The organism is Allobosea sp. FW305-C-101 (assembly GCF_058783685.1).
Map to the genome: position 1 here is coordinate 391119 of NZ_JBYSYT010000002.1, position 25014 is coordinate 416132.

The window sequence follows — 25014 nt, forward strand, 5'->3', positions numbered from 1 at the left end:
CCTCTCCTTACAGGAGAGGGGATCCCGCGCCCCTTTTTGATGTGACTACAGCCTCGTACTGACCAACCGCAACGCGGTGCCCTTACTAGCTCTTCCGCTCGGCCGCGAAGCGCGCCGCAGCCCGCAGCACATCCGCTTCGGCCCCGAAGCCTGACAACGCCGCCACCGCCTCGGCGCTCAGCCGGTCGCGCTCGCGCTTGGCGCCGTCCAGCCCGAGCGCGCCGACCAGCGTGCCCTTGCCCTTGTCCGCGTCCTTGGCCGTCGCCTTGCCCATCTGCTCGGCATCCGATTCGACGTCGAGGATGTCGTCGGCGACCTGGAAGGTCGCGCCCAAGGCCCGGCCATAGCGGCCGAGCGCCGCCAACGCCGCCGCATCGGCACCGCCGAGCCTTGCACCGATCTCGACGCTCGCCGCCAGCAACGCCCCGGTCTTCATCGCCTGGAGCCGGCGGATCTCGGCTTCAGGAAGCGCGCCGCGCACCGCCTCGAAGCGCCCTTCAGCGGCAAGGTCGAACATCTGGCCGCCGACCATGCCCCCACATCCGGAGGCTCGCGCGAGGCAGCTCACCAGGGCCGCGCGCACCGCACCGTCGGAATGCGTCGCCTCATCGGCCAGCACCTCGAAGGCGAGCGTCAGCAGGGCATCACCCGCCAGGATCGCCGTCGCCTCGTCGAAGGCCTTGTGCACCGTCGGCCGGCCGCGCCGCAGGTCGTCATCGTCCATTGCCGGCAGGTCGTCATGCACCAGCGAATAGCAGTGCAGCAGCTCGACCGCGGCGCCGGCGCGCTGTGCCTGCTCGGCGGGAACCCCGAGGAACCGCGCCGTCTCAACCGTCAGGAAAGGCCGCAGCCGTTTGCCGCCGGCCAGAGCGCCATGCCGCATCGCGGCGACGAGGCGGGGCGGGCGCGCGATCTCGCCGGGAGCCGCGACATCGGACAGCAGCGCCTCCAGCAGCGTCTCGATGGCGGCTGCATTCTGCGCCAGCCGGGCGTCGAGATCGCCAGGGCTTGCCGGAGGGAGGACGGAACTCATGCGCAGGTCTCGCGTTCGCTGCCGGAAGGGGGGCCTTGCCGGACGTTTGCCACACCGTCAAGCTGCGCCGCCTTGGGCTCGGGCCGTCATGGCCGGGCCGTCAAACGGGAGCGGGGGTGAAGCAAGGTGCTGGGTAGGGTTCTCGGCCTGTGCTTCCGGATCGCCCTCTGGCTGCTCCTCGCCCTCGCGGCGGCGATCCTGCTCTACCGATTCGTGCCCGTACCCTCGACGCTGATGCTCGGCCGCTGGCTGGTGCTCAAGCCCGTCGAGCGCGACTGGGTGCCGCTCGACCAGATTTCCCCACATCTCATCAGGGCCGTCATCGCCTCTGAGGACCAGCGCTTCTGCAGCCATCGCGGCGTCGACTGGGTCGAGCTGAACAAGGTGCTGGAGAACGAGGACGGGCCGAGCCGCGGCGCCTCGACGCTGACCATGCAGACCGCCAAGAACGTCTTCCTCTGGCCGGGCCGCTCCTACATCCGCAAGGGGCTGGAGATTCCGCTCGCCATGGCGATCGACCTCGCCTGGGGTAAGCCGCGCGTGATGGAGGTCTATCTCAATGTCGCCGAATGGGGCGAGGGCCTGTTCGGGGCGGAGGCCGCAGCGCAGCGCTATTTCAGCAAGCCGGCAGCCCGATTGACGCCGGCTGAAGCCGCGCGCCTTGCCGGCGCCCTGCCCAATCCGCTGCTGCGCAACCCGGCCAAGCCGAATCGCGCCCTGCAATCCGCTGCCGGCCGCAGCCTGCGCCAGCTCGGCCAGCTCGGATCGCTCGGGGATTGCGCCCTGCCCGGCTGATCGACAGGATATCAGCTGCCTGGGCCATGCCGGCGAAGAAATCCGGATTCGGCACTAGCAATCCTCGCCCTGACCGTGTAAGGCCAACGCCTCACGAGATTGATCCGTCGCCGTGGCGGATGCGTGGCCTTGGGCCAGCGTCCGGGCGGTGGCATGATGGAGAAGTACAATGGCCGTTCCGAAGAGAAAGACGTCGCCGTCGAAGCGTGGCATGCGCCGCTCGGCCGACGCCCTGAAGCAGCCCACCTATATCGAGGACAAGAACTCGGGTGAGCTGCGCCGTCCGCACCATGTCGACCTGAAGAGCGGTATGTATCGCGGCCGTCAGGTCCTGAAGGTCAAGACCGACGCCTGAGGCGTCGTCACGGACTTCCAAAAAGGCCGGCGCCTGCGCCGGCCTTTTTTATTTGCGCCGCCATCTGAACCCGCATCGGCCTCGACGCGACAATGACCTAACGTCATAGTCGTACCAGAAGGGGGCCGCGATGACCTGTCACCCAGCGCTCAACGGCCGAATCGTTGCCTGGCTGAGGCAGCGGCGGGTCGGCTCCCAGCACGGCAATGGCGAATGCTGGACGCTGGCTGAGGACGCATTGCTGGCGAACGGCGCCAGAAGCTCCCGCCAGCTCACACCGCATTTCTCGGCAAGCGCCGATTATGTCTGGGGCGACGACGAACCGAACCCGGCGTCCGTCACGGCCGGCGATATCCTTCAGCTTCACAACTACAGCGTCCAGAAGACGGCCCGCGTCATCGACTTCCTCAGCGGCCCGGGAGGAAGGGCGCGCCCGCCGCTCGTGCTGCGACTGGCCCATCACACGGCGATCGTCCTGCGTGTCATCGTCCCTGGAGCGCTGCTGGAGGTCATCGAGCAGAACGTCCCGCTGCCCGGCTCGACGCGGCCGGACAAGGTCGTCCAGATCAACCGCTTCGCGCTGGCTTCGTGTCAGGGGCGCGAGAGCGGCTATTCCGATGCCGGAGATCAGGAAACCGTCCTGACGAACTATGCCGTCCTGGGCGGGCGCATCCGCGCCTTCCATCCCCAGCCCTGACCATCGGGCCCCGGGAGCCCACGACGGCTCTCGGGCAGGAGCCGCGCCGTCGCCCGGTAGAAGCCGGCAGCCGCTTGCGGGCTCGCTCGTCCACGCCGGGCGAACGGCCCGATCTCGGCCCGGGCCGCAGCCGCCTGCAGGAGCACCAGCGCGGATGCGTTGGCATCGGCGGCGTTCCCTTCGCTCCAGCTTCCGGCCTCGGCCATGTCTCACTCCGGCACAGGTCAATCGTGACGGAGTTCTTGTTGCAAGGCGCCGGCCAGCCTTAACGCCGCGTTAATCTGAAATACCGCATCGTTTCGAAGCACTTCCCATCTCATGGACAGGGCGACGAAGCACCAGAACGGGGCTCCGCGGCCGTCCTCTAGAGGCCGACCGATGCCCTCCCCGTCGATCTTCAGCTTCCAGAACGGCAGCCCGGTTGATCCCCGCAGCATCCTCTCCTCGATCGGCGAAGTGGTTTATGGCTGGGATATCCAGAGCGACACGCTGAGTTGGGGCCCGAATGCGGCCGAAGTGCTCGGCGCGATTCCCGAGCAGGCCATGCAGCGCGGCCTCGCCTTCGCCGGCCTGGTCGAGCCCGGCAGCGGCCCGAGCCGCTACGACGCGATCTTCTGCTCCAGCGAGCATGACCGGGGCGAAGGCGTCATCTACCGCACCCGCTACGCGATCGATCTCGCCGGCCGCAAGATGTGGGCCGAGGATACCGGCCGCTGGTTCGCCGGCAGCGACGGCTATCCCGCGAGCGCGCGCGGCGTGCTCAGGCTCGAACGCGCCGCCCGGCCCGACGAGCTCGAGCAGTTCGGCAACGAGCTCTGCGACCGCCCGGCGCTGGTCGAGCGAATCGGCATGGCCCTGCAGGAACACCTCCCGGCGGAACGGCCGGTCGTCGTCCTCGTCGCCGCCATCGACGAACTTGCGCGCCTCAACGACGATTTCGGCCATGAGGCCACCGACGAGATCATCAGCACCGTCCATGAGCGCCTGCGCTCGGTGACGCGCCGGCGCGACCATCTCGTCCGCTATGCCGGCAACAGCTTCGCCATCCTCCTCGTCGGCTGCCCGCCGGAGCAGGTCGAGCAGGCGGCCCGCCGCTTCATCAAGGTGGTCGCGCAATCCGCGATCGAGACCAGCCACGGCATCGCGCTGGTGCGGCTGCGCGTCGGCGCAGCGAGCGCCCCCGAACTCGGCAGCCATGGCGGCACGCTGCTGGCCGCCGCCGAAGGTGCGCTGGCGAGCGCCCGCGCCGGGTCGATCGACACCGCCGTCACCGCCAAACCCCAGCCGCGCCGCAGCCCCGGCACCGAGCAGGCCGGCTTCGACGTACAGGCCATTGCGGCGCTGAACGACCGCCGCGTGCGGCTGGCCTTGCAGCCGATCGTCCGCACGGGCTCGCGCGAGGTCGCTTTCCACGAGGCGCTGCTGCGCGTCGGCCAGGGCGATACCGGGCTCTATTTCGCCTCGGCCGAGCTCATCCCGATGCTGGAGCGGCGCGGCCTCGTCCGGCTGTTCGACCAGCGCGTACTCGAACTCGCCATCGAGATGCTCGGCGCCGATCCCACGCTCAACCTCTCGGTCAACGTCTCGCCGCGCTCGTTGAACGACCCCGAATGGTTCGACGCCTTCATCGCCTGCACGTCGGCCGCGCGCGGCAAGGCCTCGCGCCTGATCGTCGAGATCACGGAAACGGCGACGATCGAAAGCCCCGCCCGCATCGCCAAATTGCTCGGGCGCATCAAGGACCAGGGCGCGCGGGTCGCGATCGACGATTTCGGCGCCGGCCACACCTCGCTCCGGCACCTGCGCGCCTTCCCGATCGACATCCTCAAGATCGACGGCGCCTTCACCCAGAACCTGCGCCGCTCGACCGACGACCGCTTCTATGTCCGCACGCTGGTCGAGCTCGCCGGCCATCTCGGCGTCGAGACGGTGGCGGAATGGGTCGATGACGAGATGCAGGCGAGCATGCTGCGCGACTGGGGCGTCACCTATCTGCAGGGTCATCTCGTGGGGCGCGCGGAGCTGCATGCTCCGGTGCAGCAGGCGAGCTACCGGAAGCGCGCGGCCGGTTGAGGGAGGCGCGCGGCGGTCATTCCGACATCTGGTCCGGGACCGCTTCCAGCCCGCTACTAACGTAACTGTTTTCTGGTTAGGGCGGCACGTAAGCGCTAGGCATCAACAACATGAGCCATGAACTCTATCGAATGACCGCCTCCTAGAGGAAGCAGAAATCCACTTCCGGCTGGATCGTCATCGCTACGACAGCGTCATGGTCGGTGCGACTGTCGTCGGTCAGCGGATTGGGATCGATGTGTTTTAAGATGGATATGTTGGGTACTCGCTGTTTCGAGGCAACGAGGATGCTGAGGATGACCTCCCCGCTTGGGACGCGCTGATCAGGGAACACGCTGATCCCTGAGATCGACATCCACTCCTGACTGATGCGGAAGTTGCCGGCCAAGGCCATCGTCAGCGAATGAATATCGTTTTGGTGCTTCAACATGGCGAGGCTGAGGACGCGAAGCTGATTGGTGTCTATCAGTCGCACCAGCTACCCATGAAACGAGAAACTCGTCGCCGTTCTCGCACCAGAAATTTTACGACGCCTTGAACATATACCGTCAGCTTCTGAAGCAGGCTCCGTCACAACGGCAGGAAGGCCTGAATAAAAATGGCCAAGGGAACGGCATATGGAAGCGGGCACGAGTGGCCGTCCGCGAGGCGCCTGAGGGGCAAATTTCGCCATGCGGCATTCGTGGCGCTCGCAGGCTTGTTGCCTCCGTTGCTTGGGCTGCCAGTCTTGTCATGGCAGGCTCGCCAGGCCATCGAGGCCGAGGCAGCCGACATTCATGAATTCGTCGCCACGCGCATCGCTGCCATTTTCACCCATGCGAATAACGCCGCAGGAGAAGTGACGAGCCTCGTCGGCAGTTCATGTGCGTCCGCCGGTCTCGGCCTGAGATTGGGCGTGACGGCCCATCCCTTCGTGCGTTCGCTGAACCTCGCAGAGAACGGCAGGATCTACTGCTCATCCCTCGAAGGCTCTGTCGACTATGCGGAGGAGGCAGAAGCCTACGCCGATGGGCGATTGCGATTGATGACCGGCAATCAGGTGACCCCGAGCCGGGCCTTGGTCGTCTACCGGCAGGCAACACAATCCGGCTCCGTTCTCGTCGGCATCGACGGACAGCACCTTTTCGATGTGCTGAGCCTGGGCGTCAGGGAATTCACGGTCCAGGTCGGCATCAATGGAAACTGGGTTGGGCCCAAGGGCGTGGTCACTGCGGCGTTCGAGGGTACCGGAGAAGCAGTCGCCAGTTTCATGGAGTCGACCGCCTATCCATTCACCGTCGGGGTCGCTTACGACAAGGGCCGCATCTGGCAGAATCTGGCGACGGAATATTGGCCGTCCTGGCTGCTGCTTGTGTTGCTGGGGGTGTTGTCCGGCTACGCGGTCCATCGCTTCGCGTCGCGGCACAGTTCCCTGACAGCCGAACTGCAGCGCGCGGTCGAGGCCGACGAGTTCGTCCCATTCTATCAACCCATTGTGCTTGCCGAATCCGGCAAGCTAGCCGGGGCCGAAGTGCTTGTTCGATGGATGCACCCAAGCGAGGGGCTCATCCCGCCGAACCAATTCATCCCGCTGGCCGAACGCACTGGTCTGATCGTGCCGATGACCTATCGTCTGATGGAGCAGGTTAAGCGCGATCTGAGCAGCCAGTTGTCGAGGCTTCCGGCTCGATTTCACATCGGCTTCAATATTTGCGCAGCCCACTGCAAGAGCATGGAGCTTCTCGAACGATGCCAGGCTTTCCTTGAGCCATTTCCCCCGGATTCCGTGGTTATGTTCGTCGAACTCACAGAGCGTGAGGCTATTCCGGCTACTCCTTTAACCGATGAATTGTTCATGCAACTCGACCGGATCGGCGTTCAAGTCGCCCTGGACGATTTCGGAACCGGAAACTCCAGCCTAGATTACCTGCAAAGGTTCACCGTCAATGCCCTGAAGATCGATCAAAGCTTCGTAGCGAAGGCTGGGGCGGAGTCGCTATCCAGTCAGATCCTGGACATCGTCGCCGATCTGGCAGGAAGGTTGAAGCTCGCCCTCATCGCGGAGGGCGTGGAAACGGCGGCGCAACGCGAATATCTCGAAAAGCTCGGCGTGGATTATATGCAGGGATATTTGTTTGGCCGGCCGGTTCCCTTCAACAATTTTGCCTCTGTACACTTGGATCAACCGGCCAAGCCAATCATTCCAGAACAAGTCGAATCGGCTTGAAATATACGCTTTCCGCATTGTTTCTCACGCCTATCAGCATAGCGTAAGCTGATCGGGCATCGGGTAAAATGGAACGTAATGGCTGCAAATTCCGCCTTCGCCCCAACTTAGACATTCGCGGCACCGACCACTCGCAGACAAAGAAGCCGCGCCCTCGGTACCCGGGAGCGCGGCCCCAAATCGTCAGGCTCGCCTCAACGCGAGCGCGACAGCTTGTCCAGCCGCTCGCGCATCTCGTTGAGCTCGCGCTTGAGATCGCCGATGTCGCCGCTGGCCGCTTCCGCCGCGGGCTTCGCGCCGGCCGCCGCTTCCTGCTTGGCCTGCGCCGCCGCGGTGAACGGGTTGAACAGCCGGAACGCGTCCTGGAAAATCTGCATGTTCGCCCGCGTCTGCGCCTGGATGGCGTCGAGCGCGTTGCCGCCGAAGGCCGAGCCCCCGAAGGCCTTGGTCATCTGCTCGCGGAACTTGCTCTGCTCCTGCGTGAGGTTCTCCATCGAGAACTCGAGGTAGCGCGGCACCAGAGCCTGCATGCTGTCGCCGTAGAAGCGGATGAGCTGGCGCAGGAACGCGATCGGCAGCAGGTTCTGCCCGTCCTTGGCCTCCTCGTCGAAGATGATCTGCGCCAGCACCGAGCGGGTGATGTCTTCCCCCGACTTCGCGTCATAGACGACGAAATCCTCGCCCGAGCGCACGAGCCCGGCGAGATCCTCCAGGGTGACATAGGAGCTGGTGCCCGTATGATAGAGACGCCGGTTGGCGTATTTCTTGATGACGGTCGGTTCTTTATCGCTGGCCATCGGTCCTGCTTGACGTTGATCCGCGGCCGCCGGTGGTTCCGGCGTGCTCTGCGAAACGGTCTCCCATGGGCAGACGATAGCCTGTCGGTGCTGCACCGCAAGCTCTTTGAGCGGGCGCTGCAAAAATCCGCCGAAGCCCCTGCAACCGCAGGGATACGCCCTCCCTTACGTCACCCGATTGACGACGCCCCGGTCGATTTCGCGTCTTGCCCGTCTTGACGGCGCCGCAGCAGGCTTCGAAGGTGGCGGGGAACGGTTGAGCCGGCGGGAGCGGCGCAACCGCAACAACAAAGCGAGGAACCCTCTCATGGCAGATTCGGATATCGTGATCGTCGGTGCGGCCCGCACGGCGGTCGGCGCCTTCAGCGGCGCTTTTGCCAACACTCCCGCCCATGATCTCGGCGCCGTCGCGATCAAGGAAGCGCTGAAGCGGGCCAAGGTCGAGGCGGCCGAGGTCGACGAGGTCGTGCTGGGCCAGGTGCTCGCCGCCGGCCAGGGCCAGAACCCGGCCCGTCAGGCGGCCATGGCCGCCGGCATCCCGCAGGAGAAGACCGCCTGGGGCCTCAACCAGCTCTGCGGCTCGGGCCTGCGCACGGTCGCCATCGGCCTGCAGCAGATCGCCAATGGCGATGCCAGCATCATCGTCGCCGGCGGCATGGAATCGATGTCGCTCGCCCCGCACGCCTCCTACATGCGTGCCGGCACCAAGATGGGCGACGTCAAGTTCGTCGACACCATGATCAAGGACGGCCTCTGGGACGCCTTCCACGGCTACCACATGGGCACGACCGCCGAGAACGTCGCGACCAAGTACCAGATCAGCCGCGAGGAGCAGGACCGCTTCGCCGTCGCCTCGCAGAACAAGGCCGAGGCCGCGCAGAAGGCCGGCCGGTTCAAGGACGAGATCGCACCGGTCACCATCTCGACCCGCAAGGGCGACATCGTCGTCGACAGCGACGAGTATCCGCGCCATGGCGCCACGATCGAGGCCATGGCCAAGCTGCGCCCCGCCTTCTCGAAGGACGGCACGGTGACCGCCGGCAATGCGTCCGGCCTCAATGACGGCGCCGCCGCGCTCGTCATCATGACCGCCAAGGAAGCGGCCCGCCGCGGCCTCACCCCGCTCGCCCGCATCGCCTCCTGGGCGACGGCCGGCGTCGATCCGCAGATCATGGGCACCGGCCCGATCCCCTCGACCCGCAAGGCGCTCGAGAAGGCCGGCTGGAAGGTCGGCGATCTCGATCTCGTCGAGGCCAACGAGGCCTTCGCGGCGCAGGCTCTGGCGGTCAACAAGGATCTCGGCTGGAACCCCGACATCGTCAACGTCAATGGCGGCGCGATCGCGATCGGCCACCCGATCGGTGCGTCCGGCGCCCGCGTGCTGGTGACGCTGCTGCACGAGATGGCCAAGCGCGACGCCAAGAAGGGCCTCGCCACGCTCTGCATCGGCGGCGGCATGGGCGTCGCCATGGCCGTGGAGCGCTGAGACAAGCGCCCCGCCGATGGCGAAGCGCACGACGCTCTACCGCTATCTCACCGGCCCCGATGACGCCTCCTTCTGTCATCGGGTCTCGGAAGCGCTGAGCCTCGGCTGGTCGCTCTACGGCCAGCCCACCCTGACCTTCGACACGGTCCAGGGCCGTGTCATCTGTGGCCAGGCCATCATCAAGGATGTGGACGCGGATTACGCGCCCACCCTGAAACTGTCTGAACAATAACGGCGGCAAGCCGAAGCATCGGACCGAAAAGCGGAGTGCACTTTTCGGGTCAATCCGATGCTGAAACAAAGAACTGGATCGCCAATTCGCGTCTGTAAGAACGCACAACGATCTGGACCGATCACGAAAAGGGAGACTGGCCTATGGCGAAGGTGGCATTGGTTACGGGGGGCTCGCGCGGTATCGGCGAGGCGATCTCGAAGGGTCTGAAGGCGGCTGGCTACAGCGTCGCCGCGAGCTATGCCGGCAATGACGAGGCGGCGGCCAGGTTCACCGCCGAGACCGGCATCAAGACCTATAAATGGGACGTCTCGGATTATGATTCCTGCGTCGCCGGCATCGCCAAGGTCGAGGCCGATCTCGGCCCGGTCGACATCCTGGTCAACAATGCCGGCATCACCCGCGACGGCATGTTCCACAAGATGACCAAGGAGCAGTGGGACGCGGTGATCAACACCAACCTCAACTCCCTGTTCAACATGACCCGCCCGGTCTGGGAAGGCATGCGCGCCCGCAAGTTCGGCCGCGTCATCTGCATCTCCTCGATCAACGGCCAGAAGGGCCAGATGGGCCAGGTGAACTACTCCGCCGCCAAGGCCGGCGATATCGGCTTCGTCAAGGCGCTGGCCCAGGAAGGCGCGCGCGCCGGCATCACGGTCAACGCGATCTGCCCCGGCTATATCGCGACCGAGATGGTCAAGGCGATCGACCCGGCCGTGATCGAGAAGTCGATCCTGCCGCATATCCCGGTCGGGCGCCTCGGCGAGCCCGAGGAGATCGCGCGCGCCGTGGTGTTCCTGGCCAGCGACGATGCCGGCTTCATCACCGGCTCGACCCTCTCCGCCAATGGCGGTCAGAACATGGCCTGATCGGGTCAGCCATACCCCATCGAGCATTTGGAACCGCCGCCCGGCAACGGGCGGCGGTTCTGCTTTCCGGTCAGGCCATGGCGGGGCGCGGCGTGCCGTCGGTCTCCGTCGCCTCGGGCGTCTGCGTGATCCCCGGATTGAGCGGGTCGATCACCTCGAAGGGCCGCTCGACCTTGTCCGGCGCCTCGCGCATCCGCATGCGCAGGCCGGCGAACCCCGCGAGCGCCAGCGCGATCGCCGCCATGAAATAGAGCAGCCCGTCGATGTCGAAGCGCGCCATGATGCCGGCGCCGACCAGAGGCCCGAGCGCCGAGCCGAAGCCGCTGACCAGGATCAAGCGCCCGCTGACCGCGACCACGCGGTCGGCCGGCATCCGGTCGAGAGCATGGGCGACGCAGACCGGATAGAGCGTCGACATGAAGCCGCCGAGCAGCGCCGCCACCGGCAGCACCGCGAGGAGCGAGCGCGGCATCGCCACCAGCAGGATCACCGCCGCCGCATAGCCGACCGCCAGCCCTGCCAGCACGAGGCGGCGGTCGTTGCGATCAGACAGCCGTCCGACCGGTACCTGGAAGGCAAGCCCGCCCAGCACCGCGACCAGCATGAACAGCGCGATCGTCTGCTGCGGCGCGCCGTTACTGAGCATCCAGGCCGGCACCAGCGCGTAGAAGGCACTGGTCACGATGCCGCTGACCACGCAGCCAACGACCGAGATCGGCGCCTGCCGGGAGAGCTCGCCGTAGCGCAACCCCGCCTCGGGCTTGAGGCCGGGCGCTTCCGCCCGCGTCGTGCTGACCATGACCAGCGCCAGCGCGAAGAGCGCGATGACGACCTGGAACGCCCCGGCCGCCTGGATCGTGAGCCCGGCGACGGCAAGTTGACCGATCGCCAACGCCAGGAAGGTCCCGACCATATAGGTCGAGAAGATGCGGCCACGCTGGTCCGGCATCGCCTTGGCGTTGAGCCAGCTCTCGGTCGTCACGAAAAGCCCGACGCAGCCGATGCCGATCACCACCCGGCAGGCAGCCCAGACCAGTGCGGAGGTCCAGAGCGGCATCAGCGCGGTCGCGACCACCACCAGCCCGGCAAAGGCCGTATAGGCGCGGATATGGCCGACGCGCTGGATCACGCCGCCGCTCGACACGGCGCCGATGGTGAAGCCGACGAAATAGGCGCTGAGCACGATGCCGGTCGCGGCCGGGCCGAAATCCTCGAGCGTCAGCCGCAAGGACAGGAAGGTATTGAAGAAGCCGTTCGCGAGCTGCACCAGGCTGGTCGCGGCGATCAGCGTTCCGATCTGAAGCAGCATCGGCCAATCCCTGCGCGGCGGCCGACCAAGGTCGACCCGATCGGCACAGGGCTAGCCGGCGAATGTGGGCTCAATGCGTCGAGCCTTGTCCGGAGCAGCGGCCCGCAGGCCGCCGCCGGAAGACGTCCGGCTCAGCTCTGCTGCCCGCTCTTCGGCAGCAGGAAGGTCAGGAGACCGAAGGCCGGCAGCCAGGCGCAAATCTTGAACACCTCGATGATGCCGATCTTGTCGGCGAGCAGGCCGATGCCGGCCGCCGCGACGCCGCCGAGCCCGAAGGACAGGCCGTAGAACAGCCCGCCGACAAGGCCGACCCGGTGCGGCACGAGATCGATCGCGTAGATCAGGATCGCCGAGAAGGCGCTCGACATGATGAAGGAGACGACGATGCTGAGCACGCCGGTCCAGAACAGGTCGGCATGGGGCAGCATCAAAGCGAAGGGCAGCGAGCCCAGGATCGACAGCCAGATCACCCGGTCGCGGCCGATCCGGTCACCGATCATGCCGCCGACGATCACGCCGATGGCGCCGACGACGAGATAGAGGAACAGCATGATCTGCGAGAGCTGGATCTCGATGCCGAAGCGCTCGATCAGGTAGAAGGTATAGTAGGAGGTGAAGGCGGCGGTGTAGCCGTTCTTCGAGATCAGCAGCATGACCAGCACGGCCATCGCCAGCAGCACGCGCCCGCGCGGCAGGCCATGGCTCGCCGTCTCGTCGACATGCGTCGACGACGATTTCTGCTCGCGCCGCATCGCCGAATAGCGCGCGCCAAGCCAGCCCATCACCAGCATTGCGACCAGCACGACGCCGGAGAACCAGGACAGGCTCTCCTGCCCGCGCGGCATCACCACCAGCGCCGCCAGCAGCGGGCCGACGGAATAGCCGATATGGCCGCCGACCTGGAACACGCCCTGCGCCAAGCCCTGACGGCCGGCCGCAGCATGGCGTGCCATCCGCGTCGCCTCCGGATGGAACACCGCCGAGCCCAGCCCGATCAGCCCCGCCCCGAACAGGACCATGGGGTAGCTATGGGCGAAGGAGAGCATCAACAGGCCCGCCAGCGTCGCGCACATGCCGGCGACCATCGCATAGGGCCAGGGCTTGCGATCGGTGACGAAGCCGAGCAGCGGCTGCAGCAGCGAGGAGGTTACCTGGAAGGCGAGCGTGATCAGGCCGATCTGCACGAAGTCGAGCTTGTAGTTCTCCTTGAACAGCGGATAGAGCGCCGGGATCATCGACTGGACGAGATCGTTCAGCAGATGCGCGACGCTGAGCGCTGCCAGAACCGGCATCAACGGGCGGCGAGTGACGGATTGCAGCGGGATTGTGGTCATAATGCAGGCAATGAGCCGCCTTTTGCGTGCGGTCAACGGGGCCGGGAGCATGACGCCCATGGCTGCAAGGCTGAGTTGCGGTGCAGCATCACGCTCATCCGCGCCGGCACCCATCGGCAAGCCCCGCGAAACCTGCTATCGCCGCGCGGACTTCATCCCCGGCTCCCACATGACCACCCGCTCCGCGACCCTCATCGGCTTCTGCGCCATCCTGCTCTGGTCGACGCTCGCGCTGTTCACGGCGATGTCGGGCCGCGTCCCGCCTTTCCAGCTCGTCGCCATGACCTTCGTCATCGGCGGCCTGCTGATCCTCGCGATCACGGCGCTGCGCGGGCAGCTCTCCCGCATCCGTCCGACACCGGCCTCCTTCGCGCTCGGGCTCTACGGCCCGTTCGGCGACACCGCGCTCTACTATGCCGCCGTGAAGACCGCCCCGGCGGCCGAGGCGAACCTGATCCATTACCTCTGGCCGCTGCTGATCGTGCTCTTCGCCGCGTTGCTGCCCGGCGGCGGCCTCAAGCCCCGCCATCTTGTTGGCGCGCTGATCGGGCTGGTGGCCACAGGCCTTCTCGTCTCGGGAGGCCTTGGAAGCGGCAGCGGGCTTGCGCTCGGCCATGTGCTGGCGGCGCTCGGCGCCTTCGTCTGGGCGAGCTATTCGGTGGCCTCGCGCCGCTTCGCCAATGTGCCCTCCGAAAGCCTCTGCGTGACCATGCTGGGCTGCGCCATCCCCGCGCTCGCCTGCCATTTCGCCTTCGAGACCACGCTCTGGTCGCTGACACCCGTGGAATGGGGCGGCGTGCTTGGCCTCGGCCTCGGCTCGATCGGGCTCGCCTTCGTCGTCTGGGATATCGGCATGAAGCAGGGCGACGTCGCCCTGCTCGGCGTCGCCTCCTATGCCGCGCCGGTGCTCTCGACGCTGATCCTCGTGCTGTTTGGCTATGCTCCGGCCAGCTGGCTGCTGGCGGCGTCCTGCGCGCTGATCGTGGTCGGGGCGCTGGTGGCGAGCGGCGGCGGGCGCAAAGCCTAGAGACGGAGCGTCATTCTCGGGCTTGACCCGAGAATCTCATGACGAGAGGGCTTTCGTTTCCGAGATGCTCGGGTCAGGCCCGAGCGTGACGGCCTCGATCCCACTCAATTCCGCCGCAGCAGCCGTTCCAGATAATCCAGCTCTTCCGCCGGCCTCAAGGGATCGCCAAGCCGCTTGCGCAGCTCCTCCAGGATGCGCCGCGCCCGCTGGGTCGCGCTCTCGTCAGCGCCGGGCACCTTGACCCGGCCATCGGCCCAATCGCGCTGGCGCTGCGGCCGGCCGAGCGGGTCCTCACTGCCGCGCTGCTGCGCCGAGGGACGGCCCGCAGGACGGCCATCCGGCTCGCCATAGGCCTGCCCTTCGCCTTCGCCCTCGCCGGGCTGGCCCTGCATCTGCTGGGCGAGGTTCTGCCCGCCCTTGCGCAGCGCTTCGAGCGCACGGCCCTGCGCATCGAGCGCGCCTTCGCCCTGTCCCTCGCCGAGCTGGCCTTCGGCCTCGCGCATCGCGTCCTCGGCCTCGTCGAGCTCGCCATTCTGCGGCGCGCCCATGCCGCGCATCCGGCGCTGCAGATCCTGCAACCGCTCGCGCAGGGCCTGCTGGCGCTGCGACAGGCCCTGACCCTGGCCCTGGCCGTTCTGGCCCTGCAGCCCCTCGCCGCCTTCGCCGTCCTCGCCCTGCTCGCCGGGCTGCTGCCCCGGCTGCTGGCCGCGCTGGCCCTGTTGGCCGCGTTGCCCTTGCTGCCCTTGTTGACCCTGCTGGCGCTGGCCCGGCCGCGCCTGTTGCTGGCCGGGGCGCTGCCCGCGCTGGGTCTGGCCCTGCCCCTGCTGGCGGCGCTGCTCGTCCTGGTAGGTCTCGTCACGCAGGTTCTGCTGGTCGCGCGTCATCCGGTCGAGATCGCCGAGCGCCTGGTTCATCTCGCGCTGGCGCGGGTCCTGCTGGCCGGGGCGCGCCATCTGGAGATTGTTGAGCATCCGATTGAGCTCTTCCATCAGGCGCTGCGCCTCGGCCATGTCGCCGCGCTTCGACAGTTCCTCGATGCGGTCGAGCATGTTCTGCAGGTCGCGCGGCGTCACCGTGCGGAAATTCTCCGGCAGGCGGGCCTGGTCGCGGTCGCCGTTCTGCTGTTGCTGGCGCATCATCTGCTCGGCGAGCTGGCGCATGAAATTATCCATGGCCCGGCGCATCTCGTCGGTGAGCTTCTTGATTTCCTCCTCGGAAGCGCCGCGCTCCAAGGCCTGCTGCAGGTTTTCCTGCGCCTGCCGGAGCGCGCGCTCGGCATCGGACATGTCGCCGTCCTCGAGCTGGAGCGCCATCGCCCACATCAGCTCGGAGACCTCGCGCAGGGCATCGTCGCCGGCGGCCCGGCGCAGGCGCTCGCTCAGCATGCGCATGCCCAGATAAACGCCCGGCTCCTTCATGAAGAGCGACGGCTCGATCATCAGCGCATCCATGGCGAGCTGCACCTTGGAGCGGTCCTCGACATCCATCACGAGCTTGCGGCGCTGCTCGACCAAGGCCTTCGCCAGAGGCTTGGTGAAGGTGCGCTGCGGCAGCACGACTTCGAGCGGCTCGCTGCGGCCCTCCTGACCGGCCTCGTCCTTGGCGATCAGCACCATCCTGACCTTGGCGCCGGCCCAGGGATGGGCGGAGAAATCGACCGTGCTCTTGTTCTCATCCTCGCCCGAAGCGGAAGACGGCACGGCGAGATTCTGCTTCGGCGGCTCGACCAGCGAGCGCCCGCCCTTGGCCACGTCCGGCCGCGAGACATTCACCTCGATCGAGGCGATGCCGTAATCGTCCTTGGCCTTGTAGGTGATGCCGAGCCCGCCCGACTGCGCGCCGGTGACCGGCTTCGGCGGATCGGTGAAGGCGATTGTCGGCGGCTGGTCGGCGATCGAGGTGATGGTGAGCGTGGTGCCCGGCGCGCCGCTGCCGGTGAGCTTCAGCGTGCCATTGCCGGCGAGCGTAAAGCGCTTCTCCAGCACGGCCTGCTGCGGCCCAACTGGCTGGGCCGGCTTCGCGGGCGCAGCCTTGGCCTCGGCATCCTTGCCTTCGCCTTCTTTGGCGTCGGGCTTGATCAGGTCGAGCCGCCCGGTCGTGGCGACATCCATGGTCGTCTTGCCGGCGATGCGCACGACAATCACCGATTTCTCGGGCGCGCTGAGATTCGGGCTCGTGAGCTTGGCGAAATCGATCAGGATCGGCGGCAGGCGCGTATAGGCGGGCGGATCGATCCAGGCGTCGATCCGGGTCGAGGCGGCGATGGCGGACGGCCCCTTCCAGTCGAAGGCGGCGGAGAGCCGCTGCGTGACCTCGGGACCGGCGACGAAGAAGCCGGTTATGGCGGCGAGCAGCGGCACGGCGCGCAGCGCCCGCCTGTCGTGGCCGGCCATGCGCGGCTGCGGCGGCTGAACCCGCAGGGAGGCGACCTGCCGGCTCTGGCGCTCGACATGCAGCTTCCACAGGGCCTGCGAGACCGGATCGGCCGAGCCAATCGCGAGGCTATCCTCCAGCGAGGAAGCCGGACGGTGGCCGTCGGCGAAAGAGCGGTCGAGCCGCGTCAGCGCGTCGCGATGCGTCGGCAGGACGAGGCGGGCGACATGCCAGAGGCTGGCGGCGAAGGCTCCAACAAAGGCGAGCACACCGACGATCCGCCCGTACCAGGGCAGATGCGTCCACAATCCGAACCAGGATACGGCGAGGAAGGCGAGGACGACGCCGAGCGGCAGCCAGAGCCGCGGCCACAGCCGCTCCCAGCCGAGCGACAGGCGCGAGGCCAGCGCGAGACGGCCGAGCCGCTGGCGGATGCCGTCGATCGTGTCGGGCGCCTTGCGGCGCTCTGCCTCGCTCATGCCATCGCTCCGGGCAGCCCCCATTTCCGTCTGAACTTGCCTGACTCAAGCAGGCTAGCACGGGAATGTGGCATTGCCAGCGCGAAGAGGCGCCAACGCACAGCGCTCCGCCTTTCGTGAACGGACGCACAGGCCGTCATGCTCGGGCTCGACCCGAGCACCTCGGAAACCAGTCCCCGCTGGTCATGAGATTCTCGGGTCAAGCCCGAGAATGACGCGCGAATTTACGCAAACCAGCCGGGCAGCTTGTCCGTGCCGATGAGCTCCTCATAGCTCTGGCGCGGCCGCGTCACGGCATATTGGTCGCCCTTGACCATGACTTCGGCGACCAGCAGGCGCTGGTTATAGGTCGAGGACATCGAGGCGCCGTAGGCGCCGGCCGTCATGAAGGCGATGAGGTCGTTCTGGCGCAATTGCGGCAGCTTGCGCCCGGTGGTGAAGGTGTCACCCGATTCGCAGATCGGCCCGACCACGTCATAGGCCAGCTCCGGCCCGCCGATCACGGGCTCCGTCACCGGCCAGATCTCGTGATAGGCCTCGTACATCGCCGGGCGGACGAGGTCGTTCATCGCCGCGTCGACGACGAGGAACTGCTTGGTGGGGCGCGGATTGAGATGCAGCACCCGTGTCAGCAGGATGCCGGCATTGCCGACGATCAGGCGGCCGGGCTCGAAGCCGAGCTCGACATCGAGCCCCTTCGTCACCTTGGCGACCATCTCGGCATAGGCCTCGATCAGGCCCGGCCCGTAATCGAAGGTCCGGGGGATGTCGTAGGGGATGCCGAGCCCGCCGCCGAGATCGAGCCGGTCGACGCGGTGCCCCTCGCCCTTCAGGTCCCCGACCAGCGCGACCATCTTGGTGTAGGCTGCCTCGAAGGCATCGATCTCGCCGATCTGGCTGCCGATATGGACGGCAAGGCCCATAATCCGCACGCCCGGCATGTTGGCCGCACGCGAGTAGAGCCGGCCGACCTCCTCGAAGGAGACGCCGAACTTGTTCTCGGACGACCCGGTCGTGATCTTGGCATGGCCGCCAGCGCCGATATCGGGATTGACCCGGAACACCGCCTCCTGCCGCTTGCCGAGCGAAGCGGCGACCTTGGAGAGCAGGTCGAGCTCGCTCTCGCTCTCGATATTGACCTGGTAGATGCCGGCCTCGACCGCGAAGCGCAATTCCTGCTCGCTCTTGCCGACGCCGGAGAACACGATCTTCTCAGGGGGAATGCCGGCGGCCAGCGCCTTGCGCACCTCGCCTTCGGAGACCGTGTCGATGCCGGCGCCGAGCGCGCCCAGCGTCTTGAGCACGCCGAGATTGCCGTTCGCCTTCATGGCGTAGAAGACATGGGTCTTACCGGCCGGCGCGATCGTCTTCATCGCCGCCTCGAACAGCTTGTAGTGCCGCTCGATCGTTGCGCTCGAATAGACATAGACCGGCGTGCCAACCTCGGCCGCGATCCGCTGGAGATCGACGCTCTCGGCATGAAGCGAGCCGTCGCGATAGGCGAAATGATGCATGGGATAAGCTCGCAGTCAGGCTAGGCAGGCGTCATCCTCGGGCGAAGCGAAGCAGCGACCCGAGCCTGACGCGGAATAGGGACGTGGCGACGGCGCAGGCCGTCACATCAGCGGGTCAAGGACGAAGGACCGGTTCGGCACGGTGATCGCCCGGTTGGCCTTGGCCGGCTTGGCCAGCACGGAGGCCGAGCCCAGGGAGGCCGGATCGTTCTCCTTGGCGCCGATCTGGTCGTCCGGCAGGTCGATGGCGCCCGTCGCATTGGGCGGCGCCTCCAGCGGCCCCTTGCGCCCGCAGGCGCCGAGCGCAACGGCCAGCAGACCGACGACCAGCAAGGTGCGGCCGAGTTTCAGGCGGGAATCAAGCACGAAAACGAACCCTCGGGGCGAAACGTGGCGGGACCTTAGCGGAGGATGCGGCGGAGCGCGAGAGTCTCCGCATGAGTCATTCTCGGGCAAGCGCAGCGCCGACCCGAGAATCCCTTGCAGGAGATGCTCGGGTCAAGCCCGAGCATGACGCCCTATTTGGAGAGCTGCTTCAGCCAGCGCCTGGCCTGCTTGCGGACATTGGCCGGAGCCGTGCCGCCATAGCTGACGCGGCTCTTCACCGACTGGTCGACGCCGAGCACGGCGAAGACGGCCTCGGTGATCTGCGGCTCCACCGCCTGCATCTCGGCAAGCGAGAGCTTTTCCAGCCCGACCTTCTTCTCCGAGGCAATGCCGACGAGGCGGCCGGTGACGTGATGTGCATCGCGGAACGGCATCTTCAGCACCCGCACCAGCCAGTCGGCGAGATCGGTCGCCGTGGCATAGCCGAGGCCGGCGGCCTTCTTCATCACCTTGAGATCGGGCTGCATGTCGCGGACCATGCCGGCGGTCGCGGCGAGGCAGAGCGACAGCGTCTGGAGCGCGTCGAACGTGCCTTCCTTGTCCTCCTGCATGTCCTTCGAATAGGTCAGCGGCAGACCCTTCATCATGGTCAGCAGGCCCTGCAGCGCGCCGAAGACACGGCCCGCCTTGCCGCGCACCAGCTCGGCCGCATCGGGGTTGCGCTTCTGCGGCATGATCGAGGAGCCCGTCGAGAAGGCGTCGGACAGGCGCACGAAGCCGAATTGCGGCGTCGACCACAGTACGATCTCCTCGGCGAAGCGCGAGAGATGCATCGCGCAGATCGAGGCCGCCGAGAGCGTCTCCAGCACGAAATCGCGGTCCGAGACCGAATCGAGCGAGTTCGCCGTCGGCCGGTCGAAGCCGAGCGCCTTCGCCGTCATGTGCCGGTCGATCGGGAAAGAGGTACCGGCGAGCGCGGCCGCACCGAGCGGACACTCGTTGAGGCGGGCGCGGGCATCGCGGATGCGGCTGCGGTCTCGGCCGAGCATCTCGACATAGGCGAGCAGGTGATGGCCGAAGGTGACCGGCTGCGCCGATTGCAGATGGGTGAAGCCCGGCATCACCGCGCCGGCGTAAGCTTCGGCCTTTTCGGCCATGGCGAGCTGGAGATCGGCCATCTGGCCGTCGATCTCGTCGAGCGTGTCGCGCACCCACAGCCGCATGTCGGTCGCGACCTGGTCGTTGCGCGAGCGGGCGGTGTGCAGGCGGCCGGCGGCGAGGCCGATCTTGTCCTTGAGGTTGGACTCGACGTTCATGTGGACGTCTTCGAGCGCCCGCGAGAACGTGAAGGCCCCGCTCTCGATCTCGCCCTCGACCTTTTTCAGGCCGGCGATGATCGTCGCGACATCTTCCTTCGTCAGGATGCCGGTCTCGGCCAGCATGGCCGCATGCGCCAGCGAGCCGCGGATATCCTGGCGCCAGAGCTTCTGGTCGAAATCGATGGAGGCATTGATCTCCTCCATGATGGCGTCGGGACCTGTGGCGAAACGCCCACCCCACATGCGATTGCTCACGACGGTCTTTCCTGCTTTTGAGGACGCATAATGACGTCTGGAAAAAAGATCGGACTGGCCCTCGGGGTCGTGGCGGCGCTCGGCCTCGCTGGCATAGCTGCGTTCTACTCCGTCGGGGGCGATGCCGGCAACGGATCATGCAGCGCGGCGCGCACGGCGGTCGCGCGCATGAAGCCGCTGGTCAAGGGCGAGGTCGCGGCGGTCGAACTGCGCGCCAATCCGCAACCGGCCCCCGCGCTCGCCTTCACCGGCCCCGACGGCCAGCCGACGACGCTGGCCGCGCTCAAGGGCAAGACGCTGCTGGTCAATCTCTGGGCGACCTGGTGCGCGCCCTGCCTGAAGGAAATGCCCTCGCTCGACGCGCTGCAGAAGGAGATGGGCGGGCCGGATTTCGCGGTCGTCGCGATCAATATCGACACGCGCAATCTCGACAAGCCGAAGGCCTGGCTCGCCGATAACCGGATCACCGCCCTGCCCTACTACGGCGATCCGCAGGCCGCGACCTTCCAGGTCCTGCGCGCCGCCCACAAGGTCGAGGGCATGCCGGTCAGCCTGATCGTCGACAAGGCCGGCTGCGAGCTCGGCATCATCCAGGGACCCGCCGACTGGGCAAGCGCCGATTCGAAGGCGCTGATGAAGGCCGCCATCGGCCGCTGATTGACGGCTTTGAACCTCGCGGGCTTATTGCGCGACGGTGGGAGGTAGCATCCGTCTTAAGCGAGGTCTTGAATCGTGAACATATCCACCTTCCGCGCGGCGCTTCTGCGCTGCCTCCTCGCCGTGTCTCTTCTGGGCGCCGGCCTCGGGCTTGCCCAGGCCCAGGACCGCAAGACCGTCACCGGCACCACCGTTTCGCTCGTCCCGCTCGCCGGCTTCACCCTCTCGACGACCTTCGCCGGGCTCGAAAGCGTGAGCACCAAGGCCTCGCTCCTCGTCGTCGAACTGCCGCCGCAGGCGCATGACCAGCTCGCCCCGCTCTTCAAGGACGTCGACAAGGCTAAGGCGAATTTCGCCCGCCAGAACATCACCGTCGACGACATCGAATCGATCGAGACCAGCGCCGGCCCCGCCCCGCTGATCACCGGCAGCCAGGAGGCGAACGGCACGAGCTACGACAAGTGGATCGTGCTGCTGAAGGGCGAGAAGACGGTGATGATCACCGTCCAGTCGCCGGATGGCGCCGATCTCGACCCCGACGACATCGTCGCGATGCTGAAGACGGTCTCGCTCGGCGCCCCGCCCAGCATCGCCGACAAGCTCAAGGCCCTGCCCTTCACGGTCGCAGCCGCCGAGCCGTTCCGGATTCTCGATACGCTCGGCGGCTCCGGCGTATTGATGACGGCGGGCCCGCTCGATACCGACCCCTCCGGCACGCAGCCGATCATCGTCGTCGCCTATCAGCTTTCCGCGCCGATCCCGGCCGACAAGCTGGAAGCGAGCGCCGAGGCCCTGCTCAAGCAGACCAAGAATCTCGAAGCTGCCACGATCGCGAAGCGCGAGCGCGTGACCTTCGCCGGATCGCCCGGCATGCTGCTGACCGGCACGGCCACGGATCGCGGCACCGAGAAGCGCTTCGCGCAGTACATGGCGGTCGGAGCAGACGGGCGCTTCGTCCGCCTCGTCGCGATCGCCCCGGCCAGCGCCTATGACGCCGTGAAGGCCGGCATCGAGAAGGTCGCGGCCAGCATCGCCTTCGCTGCGAAATAGGCCCGCCCTGTCGCGCGCCCAGCCCAATTGGATTGGCTGATGGCGCCGACAAGGGTAAGGCAGGGCATGACCTATACGATCGGCCTTGCCACCACCTTCCACGATCCCGCCATCGCGATCATCGGGCCCGATGGCGAGGTGCTCTTCGCCGAAGCGACCGAGCGCTACCTGCAATACAAGCGCGCTCCGAACTGCGAGCCGGATTCGGCGCCGCGCATGGAAGGGCTGCTCAAGCGCTACATCCCGAAAGACGCCGAGGTCCGCATCGCCACGAGCTGGGGCGAGGATTTCACCGGCTTCCTCGACCAGATGGCCCGCGCCGGCTCCTTCACGCTGGATGCGCTGCTCAAGCTCTCGCCCGAGCTCAACCGTTCGCTGGTGCCGGAACGGACCGAGCGCGCCCTGATCGCCTCGCTGCATCTTAGCCAGCAGCGCGCCGGCATGGGCGTACTGCTCGGGCTCGACCGCGCCTATGGCAAGGCCAACGTCACCGGCCTCAAGCGGTACGGGCATCATCTCAGCCACGCGGCCTATGCCTGCTGGTCCTCGCCCTTCGACAATGCCGCCTGCCTCGTCGTCGACGGCATGGGCGAGACCGGCGCCTCCGCGATCTTCGCGCTGGAGAGCGGCAAGCTGCGCGAAGTGAAGCGCCATCGTGGCCGGGAATCGATCGGCTTCTATTTCGGGCTCGTCACCGACCTTGCCGGCTTCGACCAGGCCAAGGGCGAGGAATGGAAGATCATGGGGCTCGCGCCCTATGGCAAGACCGACCCCGAACTGATGGCGCTGCTGCGCAAGCTCTATCAGATAGAGGGCCACAAGCTCTCCTTCGCCAAGGCCGATGTGGTGCAGGGCGTCGCCGCTGAGATTCTGGCCAAGCGCCCGGCGGATGCTCTCGACCAGGGCTGGGCCGATCTCGCCCGCTGCGGGCAGGACGTCTTCGCCGAGATGATGGAAGCGCTGCTGGCTGAGGCAGCTGCGCTCGTGCCAGCTGAAAACCTCGTCATGGCCGGCGGCTGCGCGCTGAACTCCTCCTTCAACGGCAGGATCGCCGGCCGCCACGGCTTCAAGACGGTCTTCGTGCCCTCCGCGCCGGCCGATGACGGCAACGCGATCGGCGCGGCCTGGCTCGCCCACGCGGAAGCCAATCCGGACTGGCGTGCGCCGAAGGGACCGCTGACACCCTATCTCGGCTCGACCGTCTCGACCGAGCCCTTCGAACGCATGCAGCTCTGGGAAAAGCGCCTGCGCAAGCTCGCTCCCGACGAGATCGCGCCGGTCACCGCCAAGCTTCTCACCGAAGGCAAGCTGATCGGCTGGGTGCAGGGCCGCGCCGAGTTCGGGCCGCGCGCGCTTGGCAACCGCTCGATCATCGCCGACCCGCGCCCGGCCGATGCCAAGGACATCCTCAACGCCAAGGTGAAGTACCGCGAGGCCTTCCGGCCCTTCGCGCCCTCGATCCTGGCCGAGCATGCCGCCGACTGGTTCGAGAACTACCAGGACGCGCCCTATATGGAGCGCACGCTCACCTGGAAGGAAGCGGTGCGCGACCGTGTCCCGGCCGTGGTCCATGAAGACGCGACCGGCCGTCTCCAGAGCATCACGGCGGAACGCAACCCGCGCTATCACGCGCTGATCTCGGCCTTCCATGATCTGACGGACGTGCCGGTGATCCTCAACACCTCCTTCAACATCATGGGCAAGCCGATCCTGCACACGGCGGAGGATGCGATCCTGATGTTCTATACGAGCGGGCTCGACGCGCTGGTGATCGAGGACTGGCTGCTGGTGAAGTAACCGACAGCCGACCGATCCGCCCCGTTGATCGGTGGGATCACGCGAAATCGCTGGTTTCAGGATTGGTTACGGTCATTCTTCCGGCCCATCGGAAGGAGACGACGCCATGCTGCAATTGCGCCCGAACTGCGAATGCTGCGACCGCGACCTGCCGCCGCAATCGCGCGACGCCCTGATCTGCACCTTCGAATGCACGTTCTGCAGCGACTGCGTCGAGACGCGCTTCGCCGGCACCTGCCCGAATTGCGGCGGCGACCTCGTACGCCGGCCGATCAGGCCGGAGCGGATGCTGGAGAAATACCCGGCCTCGACCGAACGCGTCCGCAAGCCGCACCCGCAATGCGCGGCGGCTTGAGGAAAGCCGTCAGTTCAGGAGCCTGATCGGGAAACCGGCGAGCCTCAGCTCGCCTGCTTCACCGCGATGCCCTTCTCTTCGAAGAGTTGCTGCAACTCGCCGGCCTGGAACATCTCGCGGGTGATGTCGCAGCCGCCGACGAACTCGCCCTTGACGTAGAGCTGCGGGATCGTCGGCCAGTTCGAATAGGCCTTGATGCCCTCGCGGATTTCCTGGTCCTCGAGCACGTTCACGCCCTTATAGGGCACGCCGATATAGCCAAGGATCTGCGCGACCTGGCCGGAGAAGCCGCACATCGGGAACTGCGGCGTGCCCTTCATGAAGAGCACCACGTCGTTGTTCTTCACTTCCGCTTCGATGCGGGCATTGACGTCGGACATCGTCTCGTCTCCTGAAGCGGGTTCAAGGCCCGCCGGATGGTCTCGTTCTAATCTTGGGGAACGCTGGTCGTCAGCGCAAGGGCGTGCAGCACGCCGCCCATATTCCCCTGGAGCGCGGCATAGACCATCTGGTGCTGCTGCACCCGGGTCTTGCCCTTGAAGGCGGCCGAGACGACGGTCGCGGCATAGTGGTCGCCGTCGCCGGCCAGATCCTTGATCTCGATCGCCGCATCCGGCAGCGCCGCCTTGATCATGCGCTCGATCTCGTGGGCATCCATCGCCATGGGTCGAACTC

The 25014-nt window shown here is 66.7% G+C and carries 24 protein-coding genes; 13 read left to right on the top strand and 11 right to left on the bottom strand.

Annotated features, from left to right (window positions below):
- Nucleotides 1–85: 85 nt before the first annotated feature.
- The gene (locus tag AC3WMA_RS09410; protein ID WP_492285124.1) at nt 86–1033 is read right to left on the bottom strand and encodes a polyprenyl synthetase family protein; all 948 of its coding nucleotides are present in this window, start codon (nt 1031–1033) and stop codon (nt 86–88) included.
- 147 nt (nt 1034–1180) lie between these two features.
- Here AC3WMA_RS09410 and mtgA point away from each other — a divergent pair, with 147 nt between their 5' ends.
- The 4 genes from mtgA (at nt 1181) to AC3WMA_RS09430 (ending at nt 4953) form a co-directional block, all read left to right on the top strand.
- On the top strand, nt 1181–1828 hold the full coding sequence (gene mtgA, locus AC3WMA_RS09415) for a monofunctional biosynthetic peptidoglycan transglycosylase (protein WP_492286079.1): 648 nt from the start codon (nt 1181–1183) through the stop codon (nt 1826–1828).
- A 169-nt stretch (nt 1829–1997) separates the two neighbouring features.
- Nucleotides 1998–2183 carry a 50S ribosomal protein L32 gene (gene rpmF, locus AC3WMA_RS09420; protein ID WP_047582212.1) on the top strand — a complete coding sequence of 62 codons (186 nt, stop codon included), beginning with the start codon at nt 1998–2000 and terminating at the stop codon, nt 2181–2183.
- Nucleotides 2184–2313: 130 nt separating this feature from the next.
- Nucleotides 2314–2880: a hypothetical protein gene (locus AC3WMA_RS09425; RefSeq protein ID WP_492285125.1), complete on the top strand. Its 567-nt coding sequence runs from the start codon at nt 2314–2316 to the stop codon at nt 2878–2880.
- 378 nt (nt 2881–3258) lie between these two features.
- A complete protein-coding gene (locus AC3WMA_RS09430; protein WP_492285126.1) occupies nt 3259–4953 on the top strand; it encodes an EAL domain-containing protein in 1695 nt (564 codons plus the stop codon).
- A 142-nt stretch (nt 4954–5095) separates the two neighbouring features.
- Here AC3WMA_RS09430 and AC3WMA_RS09435 read toward each other — a convergent pair whose 3' ends face one another.
- Nucleotides 5096–5428, bottom strand: coding sequence for a hypothetical protein (locus tag AC3WMA_RS09435; protein ID WP_492285127.1), 333 nt, complete (start codon nt 5426–5428; stop codon nt 5096–5098).
- Nucleotides 5429–5551: 123 nt separating this feature from the next.
- On the opposite strand from AC3WMA_RS09435, the gene AC3WMA_RS09440 reads away from it, so the two are divergent.
- Entirely contained in the window at nt 5552–7159 is a 1608-nt protein-coding gene (locus AC3WMA_RS09440; protein ID WP_492285128.1) for an EAL domain-containing protein, read from the top strand.
- 194 nt (nt 7160–7353) lie between these two features.
- Here AC3WMA_RS09440 and phaR read toward each other — a convergent pair whose 3' ends face one another.
- Nucleotides 7354–7956, bottom strand: coding sequence for a polyhydroxyalkanoate synthesis repressor PhaR (gene phaR / locus AC3WMA_RS09445; protein ID WP_257731039.1), 603 nt, complete (start codon nt 7954–7956; stop codon nt 7354–7356).
- A gap of 307 nt (nt 7957–8263) precedes the next feature.
- Here phaR and AC3WMA_RS09450 point away from each other — a divergent pair, with 307 nt between their 5' ends.
- From AC3WMA_RS09450 to phbB, 3 genes are all read left to right on the top strand, one after another.
- A complete protein-coding gene (locus tag AC3WMA_RS09450; protein ID WP_492285129.1) occupies nt 8264–9442 on the top strand; it encodes an acetyl-CoA C-acetyltransferase in 1179 nt (392 codons plus the stop codon).
- Nucleotides 9443–9458: 16 nt separating this feature from the next.
- Nucleotides 9459–9674: a DUF1737 domain-containing protein gene (locus AC3WMA_RS09455; protein ID WP_291658038.1), complete on the top strand. Its 216-nt coding sequence runs from the start codon at nt 9459–9461 to the stop codon at nt 9672–9674.
- A 143-nt stretch (nt 9675–9817) separates the two neighbouring features.
- The gene (gene phbB / locus AC3WMA_RS09460; RefSeq protein ID WP_492285130.1) at nt 9818–10543 is read left to right on the top strand and encodes an acetoacetyl-CoA reductase; all 726 of its coding nucleotides are present in this window, start codon (nt 9818–9820) and stop codon (nt 10541–10543) included.
- Between the two features lie 70 nt (nt 10544–10613).
- Here the strand turns inward: phbB and AC3WMA_RS09465 are convergent, their stop codons facing one another.
- On the bottom strand, nt 10614–11852 hold the full coding sequence (locus AC3WMA_RS09465; RefSeq protein WP_492285131.1) for an MFS transporter: 1239 nt from the start codon (nt 11850–11852) through the stop codon (nt 10614–10616).
- A gap of 131 nt (nt 11853–11983) precedes the next feature.
- Complete coding sequence (locus AC3WMA_RS09470; RefSeq protein ID WP_492285132.1) at nt 11984–13186, bottom strand: MFS transporter; 1203 nt, start codon at nt 13184–13186, stop codon at nt 11984–11986.
- 169 nt (nt 13187–13355) lie between these two features.
- Here AC3WMA_RS09470 and yddG point away from each other — a divergent pair, with 169 nt between their 5' ends.
- On the top strand, nt 13356–14213 hold the full coding sequence (yddG, locus tag AC3WMA_RS09475; protein WP_492285133.1) for an aromatic amino acid exporter YddG: 858 nt from the start codon (nt 13356–13358) through the stop codon (nt 14211–14213).
- Between the two features lie 104 nt (nt 14214–14317).
- Here the strand turns inward: yddG and AC3WMA_RS09480 are convergent, their stop codons facing one another.
- The 4 genes from AC3WMA_RS09480 to argH form a co-directional block, all read right to left on the bottom strand.
- Complete coding sequence (locus AC3WMA_RS09480) at nt 14318–17065, bottom strand: TIGR02302 family protein (RefSeq protein WP_492285134.1); 2748 nt, start codon at nt 17063–17065, stop codon at nt 14318–14320.
- Between the two features lie 224 nt (nt 17066–17289).
- A complete protein-coding gene (gene lysA, locus AC3WMA_RS09485; protein WP_492285135.1) occupies nt 17290–18579 on the bottom strand; it encodes a diaminopimelate decarboxylase in 1290 nt (429 codons plus the stop codon).
- A 102-nt stretch (nt 18580–18681) separates the two neighbouring features.
- Entirely contained in the window at nt 18682–18945 is a 264-nt protein-coding gene (lptM, locus tag AC3WMA_RS09490; protein ID WP_492285136.1) for an LPS translocon maturation chaperone LptM, read from the bottom strand.
- Nucleotides 18946–19097: 152 nt separating this feature from the next.
- Entirely contained in the window at nt 19098–20480 is a 1383-nt protein-coding gene (argH, locus tag AC3WMA_RS09495) for an argininosuccinate lyase (RefSeq protein ID WP_492285137.1), read from the bottom strand.
- 30 nt (nt 20481–20510) lie between these two features.
- Here argH and tlpA point away from each other — a divergent pair, with 30 nt between their 5' ends.
- From tlpA to AC3WMA_RS09515, 4 genes are all read left to right on the top strand, one after another.
- Nucleotides 20511–21137: a thiol:disulfide interchange protein TlpA gene (gene tlpA / locus AC3WMA_RS09500; protein ID WP_492285138.1), complete on the top strand. Its 627-nt coding sequence runs from the start codon at nt 20511–20513 to the stop codon at nt 21135–21137.
- Between the two features lie 75 nt (nt 21138–21212).
- Nucleotides 21213–22187 carry a hypothetical protein gene (locus AC3WMA_RS09505; protein ID WP_492285139.1) on the top strand — a complete coding sequence of 325 codons (975 nt, stop codon included), beginning with the start codon at nt 21213–21215 and terminating at the stop codon, nt 22185–22187.
- A 66-nt stretch (nt 22188–22253) separates the two neighbouring features.
- Nucleotides 22254–23984, top strand: a complete 1731-nt coding sequence (locus AC3WMA_RS09510) for a carbamoyltransferase family protein (protein ID WP_492286080.1) — start codon at nt 22254–22256, stop codon at nt 23982–23984.
- Nucleotides 23985–24090: 106 nt separating this feature from the next.
- Nucleotides 24091–24339, top strand: coding sequence for a DUF1272 domain-containing protein (locus AC3WMA_RS09515; protein ID WP_265056109.1), 249 nt, complete (start codon nt 24091–24093; stop codon nt 24337–24339).
- A gap of 44 nt (nt 24340–24383) precedes the next feature.
- Here AC3WMA_RS09515 and grxD read toward each other — a convergent pair whose 3' ends face one another.
- Entirely contained in the window at nt 24384–24719 is a 336-nt protein-coding gene (gene grxD, locus AC3WMA_RS09520) for a Grx4 family monothiol glutaredoxin (RefSeq protein ID WP_113585809.1), read from the bottom strand.
- 47 nt (nt 24720–24766) lie between these two features.
- The gene (locus tag AC3WMA_RS09525) at nt 24767–25003 is read right to left on the bottom strand and encodes a BolA family protein (protein WP_061970071.1); all 237 of its coding nucleotides are present in this window, start codon (nt 25001–25003) and stop codon (nt 24767–24769) included.
- Nucleotides 25004–25014 lie beyond the last annotated feature (11 nt).